The 16,932-nt window shown below is 58.4% G+C and carries 15 protein-coding genes; 12 read left to right on the forward strand and 3 right to left on the reverse strand.

Going from position 1 to position 16,932, the window contains the following annotated elements; translation table 11 throughout:
• Nucleotides 1-38: 38 nt before the first annotated feature.
• Together PKC81_RS00960 and PKC81_RS00965 are read left to right on the forward strand one after the other, a co-directional pair.
• Complete coding sequence (locus PKC81_RS00960; protein ID WP_324332740.1) at nt 39-1,226, forward strand: hypothetical protein; 1,188 nt, start codon at nt 39-41, stop codon at nt 1,224-1,226.
• A gap of 125 nt (nt 1,227-1,351) precedes the next feature.
• A complete protein-coding gene (locus PKC81_RS00965) occupies nt 1,352-2,263 on the forward strand; it encodes a TonB family protein (RefSeq protein ID WP_324332741.1) in 912 nt (303 codons plus the stop codon).
• A gap of 3 nt (nt 2,264-2,266) precedes the next feature.
• Here the strand turns inward: PKC81_RS00965 and PKC81_RS00970 are convergent, their stop codons facing one another.
• On the reverse strand, nt 2,267-4,600 hold the full coding sequence (locus PKC81_RS00970; RefSeq protein ID WP_324332742.1) for a patatin-like protein: 2,334 nt from the start codon (nt 4,598-4,600) through the stop codon (nt 2,267-2,269).
• A gap of 250 nt (nt 4,601-4,850) precedes the next feature.
• Between PKC81_RS00970 and PKC81_RS00975 the strand changes: the two genes are divergently transcribed.
• The 6 genes from PKC81_RS00975 to PKC81_RS01000 all read left to right on the forward strand — a co-directional run bounded on the left by PKC81_RS00975 (nt 4,851) and on the right by PKC81_RS01000 (nt 11,249).
• Nucleotides 4,851-5,510, forward strand: a complete 660-nt coding sequence (locus tag PKC81_RS00975) for a nitroreductase (protein WP_324332743.1) — start codon at nt 4,851-4,853, stop codon at nt 5,508-5,510.
• A 384-nt stretch (nt 5,511-5,894) separates the two neighbouring features.
• The gene (locus PKC81_RS00980; protein WP_324332744.1) at nt 5,895-6,833 is read left to right on the forward strand and encodes a DUF4189 domain-containing protein; all 939 of its coding nucleotides are present in this window, start codon (nt 5,895-5,897) and stop codon (nt 6,831-6,833) included.
• Nucleotides 6,834-7,127: 294 nt separating this feature from the next.
• Entirely contained in the window at nt 7,128-8,492 is a 1,365-nt protein-coding gene (gene radA, locus PKC81_RS00985; protein ID WP_324332745.1) for a DNA repair protein RadA, read from the forward strand.
• Between the two features lie 9 nt (nt 8,493-8,501).
• Nucleotides 8,502-9,026, forward strand: coding sequence for a CvpA family protein (locus PKC81_RS00990; protein ID WP_324332747.1), 525 nt, complete (start codon nt 8,502-8,504; stop codon nt 9,024-9,026).
• Nucleotides 9,016-9,468: an iron-sulfur cluster assembly scaffold protein gene (locus tag PKC81_RS00995; RefSeq protein ID WP_324332748.1), complete on the forward strand. Its 453-nt coding sequence runs from the start codon at nt 9,016-9,018 to the stop codon at nt 9,466-9,468. Before PKC81_RS00990 ends, PKC81_RS00995 begins: the two co-directional genes overlap by 11 nt.
• Nucleotides 9,468-11,249 carry a cation:proton antiporter gene (locus tag PKC81_RS01000; protein ID WP_324332749.1) on the forward strand — a complete coding sequence of 594 codons (1,782 nt, stop codon included), beginning with the start codon at nt 9,468-9,470 and terminating at the stop codon, nt 11,247-11,249. Before PKC81_RS00995 ends, PKC81_RS01000 begins: the two co-directional genes overlap by 1 nt.
• Here the strand turns inward: PKC81_RS01000 and aroB are convergent.
• Together aroB and PKC81_RS01010 are read right to left on the reverse strand one after the other, a co-directional pair.
• Nucleotides 11,246-12,352 (reverse strand): 3-dehydroquinate synthase, encoded by a 1,107-nt coding sequence (gene aroB / locus PKC81_RS01005; RefSeq protein WP_324332750.1) that lies wholly within the window; start codon nt 12,350-12,352, stop codon nt 11,246-11,248. The two genes, PKC81_RS01000 and aroB, sit on opposite strands and share 4 nt — an antisense overlap.
• The gene (locus PKC81_RS01010) at nt 12,352-12,897 is read right to left on the reverse strand and encodes a shikimate kinase (protein ID WP_324332751.1); all 546 of its coding nucleotides are present in this window, start codon (nt 12,895-12,897) and stop codon (nt 12,352-12,354) included. Before PKC81_RS01010 ends, aroB begins: the two co-directional genes overlap by 1 nt.
• Before the next feature lie 72 nt (nt 12,898-12,969).
• Between PKC81_RS01010 and PKC81_RS01015 the strand changes: the two genes are divergently transcribed.
• The 4 genes from PKC81_RS01015 to PKC81_RS01030 are packed head-to-tail and all read left to right on the forward strand — an operon-like array spanning nt 12,970 to nt 16,890.
• Nucleotides 12,970-13,146 carry a hypothetical protein gene (locus PKC81_RS01015; RefSeq protein WP_324332752.1) on the forward strand — a complete coding sequence of 59 codons (177 nt, stop codon included), beginning with the start codon at nt 12,970-12,972 and terminating at the stop codon, nt 13,144-13,146.
• Nucleotide 13,147: 1 nt separating this feature from the next.
• The gene (locus tag PKC81_RS01020) at nt 13,148-14,965 is read left to right on the forward strand and encodes a hypothetical protein (protein ID WP_324332753.1); all 1,818 of its coding nucleotides are present in this window, start codon (nt 13,148-13,150) and stop codon (nt 14,963-14,965) included.
• 7 nt (nt 14,966-14,972) lie between these two features.
• Nucleotides 14,973-15,911 carry a tyrosine-type recombinase/integrase gene (locus PKC81_RS01025; RefSeq protein ID WP_324332755.1) on the forward strand — a complete coding sequence of 313 codons (939 nt, stop codon included), beginning with the start codon at nt 14,973-14,975 and terminating at the stop codon, nt 15,909-15,911.
• A gap of 31 nt (nt 15,912-15,942) precedes the next feature.
• Nucleotides 15,943-16,890, forward strand: coding sequence for an acetyl-CoA carboxylase carboxyltransferase subunit alpha (locus tag PKC81_RS01030; protein ID WP_324332756.1), 948 nt, complete (start codon nt 15,943-15,945; stop codon nt 16,888-16,890).
• Nucleotides 16,891-16,932 lie beyond the last annotated feature (42 nt).

Below are 16,932 nucleotides of genomic sequence, written 5' to 3' on the forward strand. Positions count from 1 at the left end.
ATGCCCAATGTTATGCTCGCTTCGATGGGAGCGAGTCGATGGCGGGCAAGGGTTTCGACAAACGCGATTTTTTGAAGCTGGCCGGTGGCGGTGTGATTGCATCGTTCATTGGCCAGCGTGTATTTGCGCAGGACGGCCGCATCCTCGGGCTCGACTTACCGAAACAGGTCATCGAGTTGATCCCGCGCAAGCCATTAAACTTTCTACGTATTGCCGAAGCCGTGGTTCAACTGGAACGCGAAGCCGACCGCAAAGGTCTGCCCAATTCACCCCTCGAAACGCGCAAAGGACAGTCGCTCTCCGATTTGGCGGATTCGCTCTATCAGATGGCGATGCCGCGCTTGGTTGCGCTGATTGACCGAAGCGAGGATATTGACCCTCCTTTTGCCGACAAGGCTGGCGAATTGCTCGCCGAACTGCATCAAAGCCAGCACGAACTGCCCGAAGCGCTCAAATTGGGTTTCGGCGACGCTGGTGTGAAACCGTTTCTGCCGGAAGAGCAGCGCTATCTGGTCCAGCCTGAAACGCCGCAAGGTGAAATCATCTTTGTTCCCGGTGCCCCGCCGCTGCCAACCACTCCAGCTCCTGCCGAAGCTGCAACCGTGCCCATTATCGACGAACCCGACCGTCCCTTGAGCAAATCGCGCGAATTTGCTGCCCTCAAGGCCGAATATGCACGGCTGTTCCGCAAACTGACCGTGCGTCCGCAATATCAGGAAACCGTCGACTGGCATCTCGATCTGATCCGAAAGGCGCGCAGCCGTTATGAAACGGTCGAGGCGCAGACAGGCGTTCCCTGGTATTTCATCGCGGTCACCCACGGACTGGAGGCGAGCTTCAATTTCCGCGCGCACCTGCACAATGGCGATTTCCCGCTGACAGCGCGCACGCGACAGGTTCCTGCAGGTCGGCCGACAAAATGGTTGCCGCCATCGGACTGGGAATCGAGCGCTAACGATGCTCTGCGGCTGCTTGGTTATACCGGACAAAAGGACTGGAGCCTCGAACGCACGCTCTATCGGCTCGAGGCCTATAATGGTCTTGGCTATCGCGGGCTTGGCGTGCCGACGCCCTATTTGTGGAGCTTTTCCAACCATTATGAGCGCGGCAAATTTGTTGCCGATGGCAAGTTCAGCCAGACCGCCAAGTCGCAACAATGCGGTGCGGCGGTGATGCTGAAATTGCTCGCCGATGCGGGGGAAATCGAGATGCAAACCGCGGCCTGATTCCGTCCCCATATTGCGCCTCGGTGTACTGGTTTATCGAAAAAGTGTTCGAGACTTTGCACCTTTATTAAGCTTGTGGAGTCGGTGCATCCGAATTGCAGGTTTAAATGGGGGGTAGATGGGCCATGCGATTGATATTGCTGTGGACAATGATTTTTGTCTCACTGTTTTTGAGTGCGCGATCAGAGGCGAAAAGTGACGCTTCACCTCTGCGCCTCCTGCCAACTTCAAAATGGGTTGCCGAATATCAAAATGACGGTTGCCGGTTGATCAGGCAGTTCGGCCAGGACGAAAACCAAGTTATTGTAACATTTAGTCGTTTTAGCCCAGGTGATCAATTTAACCTAACCCTTGCAGGTGAACCCTTTCGAATGAAATCGAGCGGAATCGCCACATTGCAGTTTGGTCCGAATGAAAGGGAACAGCGAGTCGACTTTCTGGTCGGATTTTTGGGGCCGACGATGCCCGCCGCAATTATGAGTTCAGCTATTCGGTTGGCGCCAATGACAGAAATCGGGCAGAGCCAGACGGGCGAGTCAAATTCGAACGGATATTATGATGATGCTAAAATAGGGGCTGATCGCGAAAAAGTGGTGACCTACCTTCGTGCGAGAATGCCGCTTCACAAGCCTATCCAACTGGAATTAGGAGCGATGGACCGTCCCTTCGCCGCTTTGAACAACTGCATCGATGAACTAATGGTGCATTGGGGGCTAGACGTCGAGAAACATAAAAAGTTGAAACAAAAGGTGCTACCTATTGGGGATCCGGGGGCATGGATCAACAGCAACGACTATCCAAAAAAAATGTTGGCAGAAGGTCAATCTTCTATTGTCGAATATAGGCTCGATGTTGACGAAAATGGGCAGGTAGTCGGATGCCATATTCAGGAAACTACGCGAAAAAAAGAATTTGACGATGCCGTCTGCAATGCGCTGGTCCGAAGTGCAAATTTTAGTCCGGCTATCGATGCGGAAGGCAGCCCCATTCGTTCCTATTGGAACGGTCGAGTTCATTTTCAACTAACCGCCATGTGAGCGTTAAATCGCTTCGATTTCTTTGCGTAACTCTTCAATCAGAGGTTGAATCCGTGTCAGTCGCAGCGCTTCCGCTTCCAGCACCGCTTCAAACGCTTTCTTTTTTAACGCTATAACCTCGGACTGTTCCGCTGATACCGCTCCGGGCATTGACGACAGCACAATATCGACCAGCCTGTCGATGCCGTGCAGGCGGCCCCAGAGATAGTCATTCTCGCGATAGGCGCGGCTGAAAAAGGCGCCGAAATTGTTGAACTCGATGCCCTTCAGCGTCGCGGCGGCCCCGCCTTTGCGGATGGTGGTCGCATCATCGGGAGAGATGCGGTCGACTTTGATCGGGTCGAACTCGTCGAGCCCTTCGCCCTGCAACAGCGGCAGAGTCGCGATGTCGTAAAGGATGTAGCCGAGATAACCGAGCAGGATCTTGCGGGTGGCGGCTTCGGGAACGTCGCGCAGGGCGGCGATCAAGGCAGCGTCGGTTGCTGAATCCGCCATCTCCAGATTGCGCCGCGAAGCCAACAGGTCGAGCAGCGCGCCGGGATTTTCGACCCCGTGACGAACCGCTTCGGCCACATCGACGCCGAGATATTCGGACGTTTCGACTTCGAGGAAATGTGCGAGCGAGGCGTAGATTGCTTGCCGCAACCGGTCTGCCACATGCGGGGGTATGTCAGCCATCACCTCCACATCCTCGGCAAGGCGGCGCGCGAGGAAACGCAGCCGCCGGATACGGAAGCGGACGTCCTGCTCGCGGAAGAATGCCATTGATTCCGCAGCCATCACCTTGCCTCGTGGCCCGGTCATCTTGTCGAGCCCGCGGCGGCAGATTTCGCCCCACAGCGCATCACGCAACATCCGGCAATGTTCGCTCCGGGCATCGGGGCAAAGCCGCCGGGCTGTGGCGGCCAGATCGTCGAGCACACCCATCATTCGCAAATGGGCGTAAGCCGGATAGCTGTACCCTGTGGCCGCCGCCGATTTCTGCAACATCGTCAGCCGCCATTTGCGCAGGCGCTCGGGGGTCGGCTTGGTCAGGAACCAGGTCTTGCCAAGCATGACCTCGATCATATGCTCAACCTCAACCTCCAGATGATCGGTGATTTCGCGCATGCGGGCGATGCGTTGCGACCTGCCCTCGATCGCAGTCAGGCTGTCTCGGATCGGCTGTTCGCGCGGGATGTCCGACGTTGCACCAAAGATGGTGGAGAAAAAGCCGGGTGGTTTCAAATGCCCATCTGCAGTCTTGCCGCGCCCACGCACGCGAAAGCTCGGCATGCCGGGTTTGGGATCAATATAGACGAAGCGCCGGTCGACTTCGCGCCGGGCGGGCCGGTTGCGCAGAGCATCGATCGCCTGTGCAAAGGGCGCGTTGGCAAGCACCGAACCGTCGATCAGGAAAGCGTCCTCAACACTTCCCGCCTCGAACTGCTGCGGCAATATGCGCTTGAGAAAAGCCTCGCGCCCATCCCAGCCAATGGCGCGGGTTTGCAGCAGGCCGTCCAGCTCCCGCACCGTAAAGGGGGGGAAGGCGCCGGGGAAGCTGGCGGTGGCGCGGGCGGCAAATACCAGCTCTGCCGGGTGGGCGAGTTGGCCTGCATCCTGCCCACGCGTCGAAAAACCGATCGTCAACCGATGCTCATTCTCGCTGACGTTAGTCGGGCTGTTGAGTTGCAACTGCTCGCGATGGCCATGAAAATCCGTGACAGTGACGAACAGGTCAAGCGGTTGGCCTGCCGGGAGTAGGGGTCTTGCAACGCCTTGCTGCTCCATCGCCTGCAAAGCGTCGAGCAGAAGGGTAGAAAAGCCCCGTCCACCAAAGGGTGGCTGGAACCAGCGTGCGCGGACAAAGCCTGACAGCTTGGTTGCTACTTCGTCCTGCGCTTCTTTCGCGACCGTCTGCGCAACCGCGCCGCCGCGCCGCCGCAATACCGCCCAAGCAATCGGTGCGGCCCAGAATTTGGAAAAGCGCGACAGGGGTCGTGCGTCGGGATCGAGCAACACTTCGACATCGGCATTTTCCAGCCACAGGTCGGTCAACGGCTCAAGCGATTGCCCGGTGGTGATGGCTTGCGCCAGAAATACGCCATTAATGCCCCCGGCACTCGCGCCCGAAATAATGTCGGTGAGCACGCGCAGCTTGGTGCCTGACTTTGCCTCGATCAATTCGAGCAGCTCGCGATACACATCCTCGCTACCGCCGCTACGCGGCTGGCCTTCGAGGAAGGCGCGGCTGGCACGCACAAGGTGCCAGATCTCGCGCGTGATCCCGTGCATGTACACTGCAAGGCTGACCCCGCCATAGCAGATAAGGGCCAGCCGCAGTTCCTTCTCGCGCATACCGAAGATGTGGCAGGGCGGGACAGGGCGCGCAAGGGGGCGTTGTTCATTTATCTGTTGCAGCATTTAATCGTTCGATTAAATGTGCGTGCAGAGTTCATCCGGACAACGTTGAAACTTCAACCGTAGCCCTGAGCTTGTCGAAGGGCGCTTCTCAGTTGCAGCGCCATGCTGTGCGGCGTGCTTCGACAGGCTCAGCACTACGGTAAGTCGTTTACGGAAGAGACATAAAATAAACAGAGGAGAATTTATGCTGGTATCCGAAGCCGTAGCGACACGCCGTTCGATCCGATCGTTTCTGGACAAGCCGGTTCCGTTTGAAACGATCCAGCGCATATTGGAACGCGCGCGGATGGCACCTTCGGGCTGCAATTTCCAACCGTGGGAAGCGACAGTCCTCACGGGCGCGCCGCTCAAGGCATTGCAGGATCGTTTGACCGCCAGCCAGCCGGACGATCCTATGGACTATGATTTCTCCGAACCCGGCAAGCATGACAAATATAAGGCGCGCCTGCAGGCCGTAGGTGCCGCGATGTATGGCGCGATGGCGATTGCCCGCGATGATGGCAAACAGCGCGCCGATTTCGTCCAGTCGAACCTCGTTTCCTTCGGCGCGCCGGTGCTCTTGCTCTGCCATTTCCCCAAATTCATGAAGGAAGCCCAATGGTCTGACACCGGCATGTGGTTGCAGACGATCATGCTGCTCTGCCGCGAAGAAGGCCTCGATACCTGCCCGCAGGAATATATGGGCATGTATGGCAAGACCATCAAAGACCAGCTGGGGTTGGGAGAGGACGTCCTCCTCTTCTGCGGCCTCGCCATTGGTTATCGCGATGAGAGCGATTCGGTGAACGGCTTCCAACGCGAGCGCGTGCCTTTGGACGAGCAGGTGACCTTTCTGGGGTTTTGATTGAAACGGTGGAATGACCGCGAAGCCGGGGACATCCTATCCAATGTCTCCGCCGACCAGGACGACCGAGCGCAATTTGAGCGACATGTGATTGTGTGTCGCCGTGCTGCGGCGTGCTTTGGTTAGGCGTACCAGTACAACATGGACATTGCAGCGCTAGCGATTGGTTCTATCGATATATGATAAGCGCGGTTTTCGATTGGCAAGCCATGCTGGGTGACAACTTAAAGAGATTTGGAACCTAGACCATGTGCACATTGTAGTCCAAAATGGCGGGCGCCAAACGGCAGGCATCTTCGCCGTAGACCGCCGTCATGGCGTCGATTGAATTGACAGGTGTGCCGGTTTTGGAAGCAAAGTAAGTATCTCGATAAGGGAAATAGGATGATCAGATTTTTCGCGCTGTTTTTCTTCATCGCGCTCACATTTTCCGGAGGTGCTCGGGCAGAGGGCAATTGCCCGCCGGGCTCGGTTCCGATTGGCGGAGGAAATTCGGGTTATGAAGGCTGTGCTATGGTGTCTGACGGGCCAGCCACAAACAATCAGGATCTGGTTGACGAGCTGAAAAAGAAGAAGGTCAAAAAGCGTTTCGACAACTATTATGCCGTGGCCTTTCATCCTGATTCTTCAGATGTATTTATCATGGGCGGTGCAACGAAACGCAATTCCGCAGAAAATGATGCGCGCATGCTTTGCGGAATCAACATGCTCCTAAAAGCAGGAGCAGACGAAGCATCTGTCGAGCGATGCTCGGTAACGTTTAGCGGTTCAAACAATGTCGCGTCGTTCGCGCGTGGAATGTACGGAGACCTATATTATGCAATGGGTGCTGATACTTCGGTGAGCGATGCCGCGGTTCTGATCGCGTGCCGGAACCAAAATGATTATTGCGCCGTTTTTCGGCATTGGGTGGCCCATCCCACGATTTCTTACGCACCGACACAGGAATCGCACCAACCGGAAGGCAATTTCCGTAAAGTCCATGCTGCGGCAGCCTGGCAGGGCGAAGCTGGTCCGACAAATGCGGCGAAGAGCATGGTTTATATAACGGGCGGATACGCCTCGAAAGCCGAAGCTGAGCGTAGCGCGCTAGAAACATGCCAACAGCAGAGTAAAAATACATGCTCAATCGCCCGTGCAGTTGCGGATACGTTTATGGCAGTGGTACGCCAAAGCGACGGTCGAATGTTTGTAACATCAAGCCCAACTGAAGATATGGTGGACACCATAGTAAAGGGCTCGTGCGGCGCAGGATTGACCTGCACTGTAAAAGCGGTGGTTCCTGCAAGCCAAAGCGGATTGAACAAGCTTGGACCTTATTGAACAACGAGATGGAATGGCGGCGTCGGTTTTCTGAATTGGAGTGCCGTCGCCTCTTGAAATGTAGGATATGTTTTGCGAGCCGGTATCCAGCTCTTTGAACCCGGTCATTCCGCTCCTGCTAAATCCGCCGCCCTCATTACATCCTTAAAGTGACACGGGTAACAGTGGGGGGTATTCTGCCGGTAACCTGTGTCGCCTTTAACCCCCGCAACGCCGCTGCGTTGGTGTCATTTTCGTATACATAGCGGCCAATTACCTGGTTGCGTTCCTTATATGTTCTGATACTGTTGCGCGATGGCCAAACCCAAGAAACGCTATGTCTGTCAGGAATGCGGCACCGTGGCACCGCGTTGGCAGGGGCAGTGTGAGGATTGCGGTGCGTGGAACAGCCTTGTTGAAGAGGCTGGCGCCACCGTTTTCGAGCTGAAGCATCATTTGCAAAATGGCGGGCGCGATGTCGGGCTGGTCGGGCTTGATAGTGATATCAAGCTGCCCGATCGCGCTTCGACCGGGATAGCGGAATTTGACCGCGCTCTGGGCGGCGGTCTGGTTGCGGGATCGGCGACCTTGCTGGGCGGTGATCCGGGAATCGGGAAGTCGACGCTGTTGCTGCAGACGGCGGCTAATCTTGCGCGGCGCGGGCTCGATGTCGCCTATATTTCGGGTGAAGAAGCGGTCGATCAGGTGCGGCTGCGCGCCCGGCGGCTGGGGCTTGGCGATGCGCCGGTGCAGCTCGCGGCGGCGACTTCGGTTCGCGATATATTGACGACGATGGGCAGCACAAAGCCGCCTGCCTTGCTCATCATCGATTCGATCCAGACGATGCACAGCGACCTCATCGAAGGCGCGCCGGGCACGGTCAGCCAGGTGCGCGCTTCGGCACAGGAGCTGATCCGCTTTGCCAAGGAGCGCGGCACTGCGTTGATGCTCGTCGGCCATGTCACCAAGGATGGCAGCATTGCGGGGCCCCGTGTACTCGAACATATGGTCGATACCGTGCTGGCGTTTGAGGGGGAGCGCAGCCACCAATATCGTATCCTGCGCGCCAACAAGAACCGATTTGGCGGTACCGACGAGATTGGCGTCTTCGCCATGGCTGACAGCGGCTTGGCCGAGGTCGGCAATCCCAGCGCGCTCTTCCTTACCGACCGCGCCGAGCAGGTGACAGGGGCGACAGTGTTCCCCGCGCTCGAAGGCACAAGGCCGGTGCTGGTCGAAATCCAGGCACTGACCGTGCGCCTGTCCAGCGGCGCAACGCCGCGCCGTGCGGTGGTTGGTTGGGACAGCGGCAGGCTGGCAATGATATTGGCAGTGCTGGAGGCGCGCTGCGGGCTCAGCTTTGCGACAGCTGAAGTTTACCTCAACATTGCTGGCGGCTATCGCATATCCGATCCTGCAGCTGACCTTGCCGTCGCCGCTGCGCTGGTTTCCGCTTATGCCGAAAAGCCGCTGCCTTCAGATTGCGTTTTGTTCGGCGAAGTGGCGCTTTCAGGCGAAATCCGTCCCGTCGCGCATGGCAATCTCCGCCTCAAGGAAGCGGCCAAGCTGGGCTTCCAGGCCGCTTTGGTACCACCATCGGTACAGGAGGACGCGGGCATGAAACTGAAACAGTTCCGGACGCTCTCCAACCTCGTTGACCATATACTCGGGCGGGACTAACTGGATGCGATGACCGCATTCGACATCATCGTCCTATTCCTGCTCGGTACCGGTGCCATTTTCGGCTTCATGCGCGGCTTCACGCAGGAAGTGCTGTTGCTGGGCGTCTGGGTATTGGTCGTTGCGGCGATACGATTTCTGCACGCGCCGACCGCCGAATGGCTTTATGGTCCGGTTGGTACCGACGCCGGGGCGGCCGTTCTGGCATTTCTCGCCATTGCCATCGTCACCTATGTCGGCGGGCGGTTGATAGCGCGCAAGATTGGCGAGAAGAGCCGCAAGTCGGCGCTTGGTCCGTTCGACCGCGTGCTCGGCTTTGGCTTTGGCGCGGTGAAGGGGCTGATCGGCGCGACTTTGCTGTTCCTGCTGCTCGTCATGCTGTTCGAAGTCGCTTATGGCGGCGACAGCAAACGACCGGAATGGATGACCGCGTCCCGCACATATCCGTTGTTGAACGCGTCGGGGGATGCGCTCTCGTCCTTCATTCGCGAACGTCAGCAGGACAGTGAAGGCGAGGGCAGCGATGCCGGCTGATCTTGCCGCGCGCTCGAAATCGCCCAAGCCCGAGCTCTACACCAAGGATATATTGCGGCTTGCAGCGAGTCTGCCGCATGCAGACGCGTTGGGGGACGCCGATGCAAGCGCAACCCGCCGTTCGCCAGTCTGCGGCAGTGAAATGCGCGCCGAAGTGAAAGTCGACAATGGCCTTCTCACGGCGATTGCCTTGCGTGGCCGCGCCTGCGCGATGGGACAGGCATCGGCGGCGGTGGTTCGTAAAATTGCAGTTGGTCGTTCGGCTGAAGAGATTGCGGATGCGCGGGCCGCGCTTGCGCAGGCGCTTGTTGGAGATGGCGGCTTTGATGGCTGTTGGCCCGAACTGGCGGTTTTTGAAAGCGCTCGCGCCTATCCGGCACGCCATGCGGCGATATTACTGCCTTTTGATGCGGTTCTCGCCGCGATGACGGGGGCCGACTGATGGACGAGGGCCACCATTTCCTGACCGACATTTTGACCACTGGCGCACTTCTGCTGGGTGCGGCGCTGGTGGCGGTTCTGGTTTTCCGCAAATTGGGGTTGGGTGCGGTACTCGGCTATCTGGTCGCGGGGATCATCATCGGGCCGGACGTATTGGGCCTGAGCGGTGAACCCGAAACCATCCTGAGTTTTGCGGAAATCGGTATCATCCTGCTGCTGTTCCTCGTTGGGCTCGAACTGTCGCCTTCGCGATTATGGGTGATGCGTCGGGACATATTATTATTCGGACCGCTGCAGGTCGCGCTGTGCGGCCTCGCGATGTTCGCCATCATCTACGCAGTGCTTCCTTTCAGCTGGGAGGCGGCGCTGGTGCTGGGGCTTCCGCTTGGCTTGAGCTCGACCGCGCAGGTCCTGCCGCTATTGCAATCGCGTGGGCGTTTGAAAACCGACTATGGCGAGAAAAGCTTTGCCATCCTGCTGTTTCAGGACATTTCGATCGTCCCCTTGCTGACCATCGTTGCCGCTCTGTCGCGCGCGCCGGCGCAAGAGGGCGCACCCAGCGGGCTGGTGCTCGCCATCTATGCCATACTCGCCATCGGCGGGCTGATACTGGCCGGGCGCTATGTGCTGTCGCCCTTGTTGCGGCTGGTCGGTCGGGTGTCCGAACGCGAATTGTTCATTGTCACTGGCCTGTTTGCGGTCTGTGCGAGTGCTGCCCTGATGCAGTCGATTGGCGTTTCGGCTGCGCTAGGCGCGTTCGTCGCAGGCGTGATGCTTGCCGAATCGCCCTACCGGCATGAGCTGGAGGCGGATATCGATCCCTTCCGTTCCATTCTGCTCGGTCTGTTTTTCCTCGCAGTCGGGATGATGCTTGATCTCGATGTCATCGCTGCGCAACCCTTGCTGATTGTCGGCTTGGCGGCGGGGCTGGTGCTGGTCAAAACCGCGGTGGTTTTCAGCTTGGGTCGCTTGTTCGGGTTAAACAACAGCGCGTCGATCATCATGGCGCTGCTGCTCAGCCAGGGCGGGGAGTTCGGTTTCGTGCTGTTCACCGCGTCGCAAAATGCGCTGCTGATCGAGCCAGAGGCGGCCAGCCTGTTCGGTGCGGTTATCACGCTATCGATGGCGACAACGCCGTTCCTGATGATCCTTGCAGGCCGATTGGCGGCCCGTCGGCGGACGAGCGATGTCGCGCTTGATGATCCTGAACTAGCAGCACAAGCCAATATCATCATCGTCGGCCATGGCCGCTTTGGCCAGACTGTCGGGCAGATCATGCAGGCCGCGGGTCTGTCCATAACCCTGATTGACATCAAGCCCGAGCAGATCGACGTCAGCGGCGAGTTCGGGCGCAAGGTATTTTATGGCGACGGCACGCGCATAGATTTGCTCCGCCGCGCGGGCGCGGATGAATCCTGTGCGATCCTATTCTGTATGGATGACCGTGATTTGGATGCCGACGGTTTGGTCGCCGTGCGCGAAACCTTCCCCAATGCCAAGCTGTTTGTGAGGGCGTATGACAGGCGTCAAATGCTCGAACTGATGCCGGCAGAGAATCTCAAGATTACACGGGAAGTATTTGAATCATCTGTTCAAATGGCAGAAGATGCGCTGCGTTCCATCAATGTCGACCCTTCGGTCGCCGAACAGGCTGTCACCGAATTCCGCCGCCGTGATCTTGCCCGGCTGAAGGCGCAGTTCAAGACTGGCAATATGCGTGCCGGTTCGCGCCACAGCTTCGGCGGCAAGGAATCGGACGATTTTGCAATGGATGAGGGTTAGCGATTCCGCTCTTCATCCAGGAAGGCCGCCACATCTTCCAGATCGACATCCTTGGCGAGGAATGTCTTGCCTATCCCATTGGCGAGCAGGAAGGGCAGGGTGCCGCCGCTTTTCTTCTTGTCGTGCAGCATATGTTCGACGAGCTGTCCGCCACTTGCATCGACATGGGCTTCACGCAATGTGGTCGGTAAGCCGGCTTTGGCGAGATGGACGCTCACCCGATCCGCATCGCCCGCCGGGCAATGCCCCCTGCGCACCGAATAGCGGAATGCCAGCGCCATGCCCGCAGCCACGCCTTCGCCGTGCAGCAGCGTGTCGGAATATCCGGTCTCTGCCTCCAGCGCGTGACCAAAAGTATGCCCGAGATTGAGTAGGGCGCGAACGCCGGTCAATTCCTTTTCGTCGGCCGCCACGATCCGCGCCTTCGCCTCGACCGACCGCGCAATGGCATGACGGCGAGTATCGGCATCGCCCGCCAGAAAGGCGTCGATATTGGTTTCGCACCAGTCAAAAAATTCGGGCGCATCGATCAAGCCATATTTCACGACTTCGGCATAGCCCGCGCCCAATTCACGGCGCGGGAGTGTATCGAGCACATCAGGGTCGATGAGGACGAGGGCGGGCTGATGAAATGCGCCCACCAGATTCTTGCCCGCGCCGCTGTTGATAGCCGTCTTGCCACCAACGCTGCTGTCGACTTGGGCGAGCAACGTGGTTGGCACCTGAACGAAATGGCAGCCGCGTTTCACGATATGCGCCGCAAAACCCGTGATGTCGCCGACAACACCGCCACCCAAGGCTACGATATGGTCGCTGCGCTCGACATGTTCGGAAAGCAGCCAGTCGACGAGGCGTTCGAGCTCTGCCCAGCTTTTGGCGCCTTCTCCAGCGGGCAACAAATGGGCGGCATAGCTGAGCCCTGCTGCTTGCAATGAAGCAGCAAATTGGGGAAGGACATGTTGTCCGACATGGGTGTCGGTGACGATCAACAGGCGTCCGCTCCGCGCATAAGGTGCCAGATACTCGCCCGATTTGCCGATCAACCCCTGACCTATCAGCACATCATAAGGTCTGCCTTCGAGACCGACTGTAATCCTGTCCATCAGGCCAATGCCTCCAATATCTGGTTGACGGTGCGGGCGTGGGGCCCGGAATCACTGCGGACATGAATGTCTGCCTCGGCATAAAAGGGTGTGCGCTTGGTCGCGAGATCGGTCAGAACTTCGCGCGGATCCTTGCCCACCAGCAGCGGCCGATTGCTGCGGCGCGATACGCGTTCGATTAGCACGTCCAGGTCTGCATCGATCCATACCGAACGGCATTTTTCTTTAATCAGCCTGCGGGTTTCATCGTTAATAAAGGCACCACCACCTGTCGCGATTACTTTGGGGCCTTCGGTTATCAAGCGCGCGATCACCCGCCTCTCGCCATCGCGAAAACTGGATTCGCCGAAGCGTTCGAACATTTCCGAAATTGGCATGCCGGCGGCCTTCTCGATTTCTTCGTCAGAATCAACAAAGCTGAGCCCGAGTTTTCCGGCGAGCAATTTGCCTATGGTTGACTTGCCCACGCCCATCATGCCGACAAGCACGATTGAGCGGTCATTGCCGTCAATTGTAACAGATGCGGGGTCGGGTCGCGAAGCCATTGCGATGCGCGCTATATATCGGCTAATCCCTGCCGGAAAGCCCTTTGCCGAATGGCGTATTCAGGAGGAAAAGTGCAGGGTAAGCCTAAGGTCAAGCGCATCTTGCCGTGGTTCACGGTGGCGATTGTACTTGTCGCGGCGCTGTTTTTCTTCGAATGGCTTGGCAGTGAACAGCCGCAAAGGGTTGTCGAAATAGAGGTTCAGCCGGGCATCCGGCCCACAACCGACGGAGCGAGTGGTAAAGACTGATATGGCAAAGCAGCGGATCTCGATGCTTCTATGCGCGACGGCAGGCGTTGCGGCGTTGGTCTACACCATCCCGGTGCTTGGCCAACAGGGACCGGAATCGCTGTTGCCGCCTGGCTTTAACGATCCTGCACCTCCACCTGCATCGCGTCCTTCGCCGCCGCCGGGCAGCAATGTGCCGCGCCCCTCGGATGGTGCGCCAACGGCGCCTTCCGCGGCTCCTGCCGACGACACTGCTACAGACGCCACGTCTTCCGAAGATCCTGAAAAGGATGAAGAGGAGGAAGAGGAAGAGACCGAAGTTCGATATGACGTGCCGCCGACCGCAAGGCGCTCCCTCAAGGCAGTCGGACTATTCACCGACGCATCGGGCGGTTTTCCGGCAGGGGCGTTCGGAACCATAGACGGTCCATTTCTGACGCAAGTTTTGCAGCGGACGAACGGCCCGCTCGCATCGCGCTGGGGGATGATCATGACCCGTCGGTTGCTCGCCAGCCGCACGGAAACGCCGCGCAATGTCAATGGCGCAGACTGGACGGCAGAGCGTAGCTGGCTGCTTTTACGCATGGGCGATGCGGTCGCAGCGCGCCAGTTGGTGCAACAGATCGATCCGGATCGATATACAAAGCGGCTGTATCAAGTCGCGATGCCGGTTTTCCTCGCCAATGCCGATTTGTCCGGCATGTGCCCTGTGGCAGACTCTGGCGCGCAGCAGACGGGCGAAGGCACGTGGAAGATGGCGCAGCCGATCTGCGCCTCGCTGGCTGGAGAGCAAGGCCGCGCGACAGCGCTGATCAATCAGGCGCGCGCGCGCGGGTGGATGAAAGGGATAGATTACCTCCTGGGCGAAAAAGCGGTCGGCGCCGGGATGCAGGGGCGTCGCTCGGTAAAAATTGAATGGGAAAAAGCCAAAGGCTTTACGACCTGGCGCCATGGTATCGGTCAGGCAACCGGTGTTGAGCCCCCCGAAGCACTCTACGCGGAGGCAGGCAGACAGGTGAATGGCTGGGTCGCGCAACTTCCCACGGCCTCGCTTCCTGCCCGTATGCGTTCCGCCCCGGCTGCTGCTGCGATGGGCGTGCTATCCAACCGCGCATTGGTCGATATCTATAGCATCGCCTTTGAAGACCCCGATGCGCCATCCGACATCAAGGCACGCGGGGAATTGTTGCGAACGGCCTATGCAGGCAATGGCAACGCCGCGAAGGTCGCTGCCATGGCCGATTTGTGGGATGGTGGTTCAACCCCCGATCAGCGCCGGTCAGCACTGGTTTTGACTGCGCGTGCAGCGGCCTTGATTGCCCCTAGCGAAGATCATGCGGGCGAAGCCGACCGACTGGTTGCGTCCATGCTATCGGCCGGCTTTGACGAACAGGCGGTTCGCTGGGCATCGATCGTCGAGGGCGGTTCGCTCGGCTGGGGTCTGCTTGCCTGTGCCGCACCCGGATGGCGTGGAGCGATCAACGAAGGCGAACTCAACGATTTCCGCAGCAATGACGACAGTACCGATTATCGGAAATCGAAATTCTTGCTGGCAGGCCTTGCAGGACTTGGCCGTGTAGAGGCCGCAGCAGTCACCGATTTCTCGGAGACACTCGAGGTCAATATCCGCAAAGAAAGTGGCTGGTCGCGTGCAATCACATCGGCGGCGCAACGCGGGGAAAGCGGAACCGTGGTCCTCCTTTCTGCTGCGGCGCTGCAGGGCGCTGGCTGGGAGGATATTCCACCGCACCATCTCTTTCACATTGTGCGCGCGCTGAAAAAGGTCGGGCTTGATGGGGAAGCGCGGATGATCGCCGCAGAAGCAGTGAGCTGGAGTTGAGGCTCAGTTGAATAGCTCAACCAACCCAGGTACCGATGCCGATCTGATTGAGCGATTCCTCGAAATGCTTGCTGCAGAACGTGGCGTCGCGCGAAATACCCTTCTCGCCTATCGCAGCGATCTTGCTGCCGCATCCGAGATGCTTGCAGGCAAAATGGCCGTAGCCGGCAAGGATAGGCTGGCCATATTGACTGCCGGCTGGTCGCATCTGGCGAACAGTTCTATCGCGCGAAAAGCGGCGGCATTGCGGGGCTTTTTCGGCTTTTTGGAAGAAGAAGGCTTTCGGGCTGATAATCCGTCCGCTGCCTTGCCGCGCCCGGTGCAAAGCCGTGCTCTGCCAAAAGTTCTCGATATTTCAGAAGTGGAGGCGCTGTTTGCTTCGATCGAAACGCGACTGGCCAAACCAAAACCGTCGCCGCTCGACTATCGGCTGTCGGCACTTGTTGAACTGCTCTACGGCTCTGGCTTGCGCGCTACCGAACTTGTTGCGCTGCCGCGTACCTCTATTGTTCGCGACCGACCCTACATCATCCTGATTGGCAAAGGCTCGAAAGAGCGGCTGGTTCCGATTTCGGACCGTGCGCGGCAAGCGGTCGGTGCTTGGCACGCCTTTGTGCCCAAAGAGTCGAAATATCTCTTCCCTTCGCGGGCGGCCCGGGCTTCGGGTAATGGCGATGTGCACATCAGCCGTATCCGCCTGTTCCAGATAATCCGCGAACTGGCTGCGGAATCGGGTATTGATCCGGCAAAGGTCAGCCCGCACGTATTACGCCATGCTTTTGCTACCCATTTGCTGGCTGGTGGGGCCAATTTGCGGGCGCTACAGGCTATGTTGGGCCATGCGGATATCGCAACCACGCAAATCTACACCCATGTCGATTCCTCGAAGCTCGTCGAACTGGTGAACCAGCGGCACCCGCTCGCAAAACGCAAGCTCTCTCGTTGACCCCGCCGCCTGCAGGTTCTAACGGCGAGGCATGACAGTCTATCTCGATTTCGAAAAGCCGGTCGCCGCACTCGAAGCCCGCATCCAGGAACTGGAAGATACAGCGGGTGAGACCGAAATTGATGCAGCGAGCGAAATCGGAAAATTGCGTGCCAAAGCGGACAAATTGCTGGCCGATACCTATGCGAAGCTGACGCCATGGCAGAAAACGCAGGTGGCCCGCCATCCCGAGCGGCCACATTTCAAGCATTTTGTCGCAAATCTGTTCGATGATTTCCTGCCGTTGGCGGGGGACCGCGCCTTTGGCGATGATCAGGCGATTTTGGGCGGATTGGCAAGGCTGGGTGACCGTCGCGTGGTCCTGATCGGACATGAAAAGGGCGATGATACCGAAAGCCGCCTTCGTCATAATTTCGGCATGGGTAAACCCGAAGGCTATCGCAAGGCGATCCGCCTGATGGAACTGGCCGACCGTTTTGGACTGCCAGTCATTTCGCTGGTCGACACCTCAGGCGCCTTCCCGGGCGTCCAGGCGGAAGAACGCGGTCAGGCAGAGGCCATCGCCCGCTCGACCGAAAAGTGCCTGCAACTGGGCGTGCCGATGATTTCGTGCATTGTCGGTGAAGGCGGCTCGGGTGGGGCAGTTGCGCTCGCTGCCGCCAATAAAGTGATGATGTTCGAACATGCCGTTTATGCGGTCATTTCGCCGGAAGGCTGTGCGTCGATCCTTTGGCGTACGAATGATCGCGCCGCCGACGCGGCGCAGGCAATGAAGGTGACCGCCGCTGATCTGAAATCGCTGGGCGTCATTGATTCGATCGTTCCGGAACCAGTTGGTGGCGCCCACCGCGATCATGCGGAGGCGAGTGCTAATCTAGGCAAGGCCTTGTCCGAAGCACTGACCGAACTCGAGAAACTCAGCGCGAGCGAAGTGAAGCAGCAGCGGCACGCCAAGTTCCTGAAAATGGGCCAATTCTAAGCGCTTGCACGAACCGGGTTCATAACAGGGCCAACTGCAACA

Origin of the sequence: Sphingorhabdus sp. (assembly GCF_035329025.1) — a bacterium.
Taxonomy (GTDB): domain Bacteria; phylum Pseudomonadota; class Alphaproteobacteria; order Sphingomonadales; family Sphingomonadaceae; genus Sphingorhabdus_B.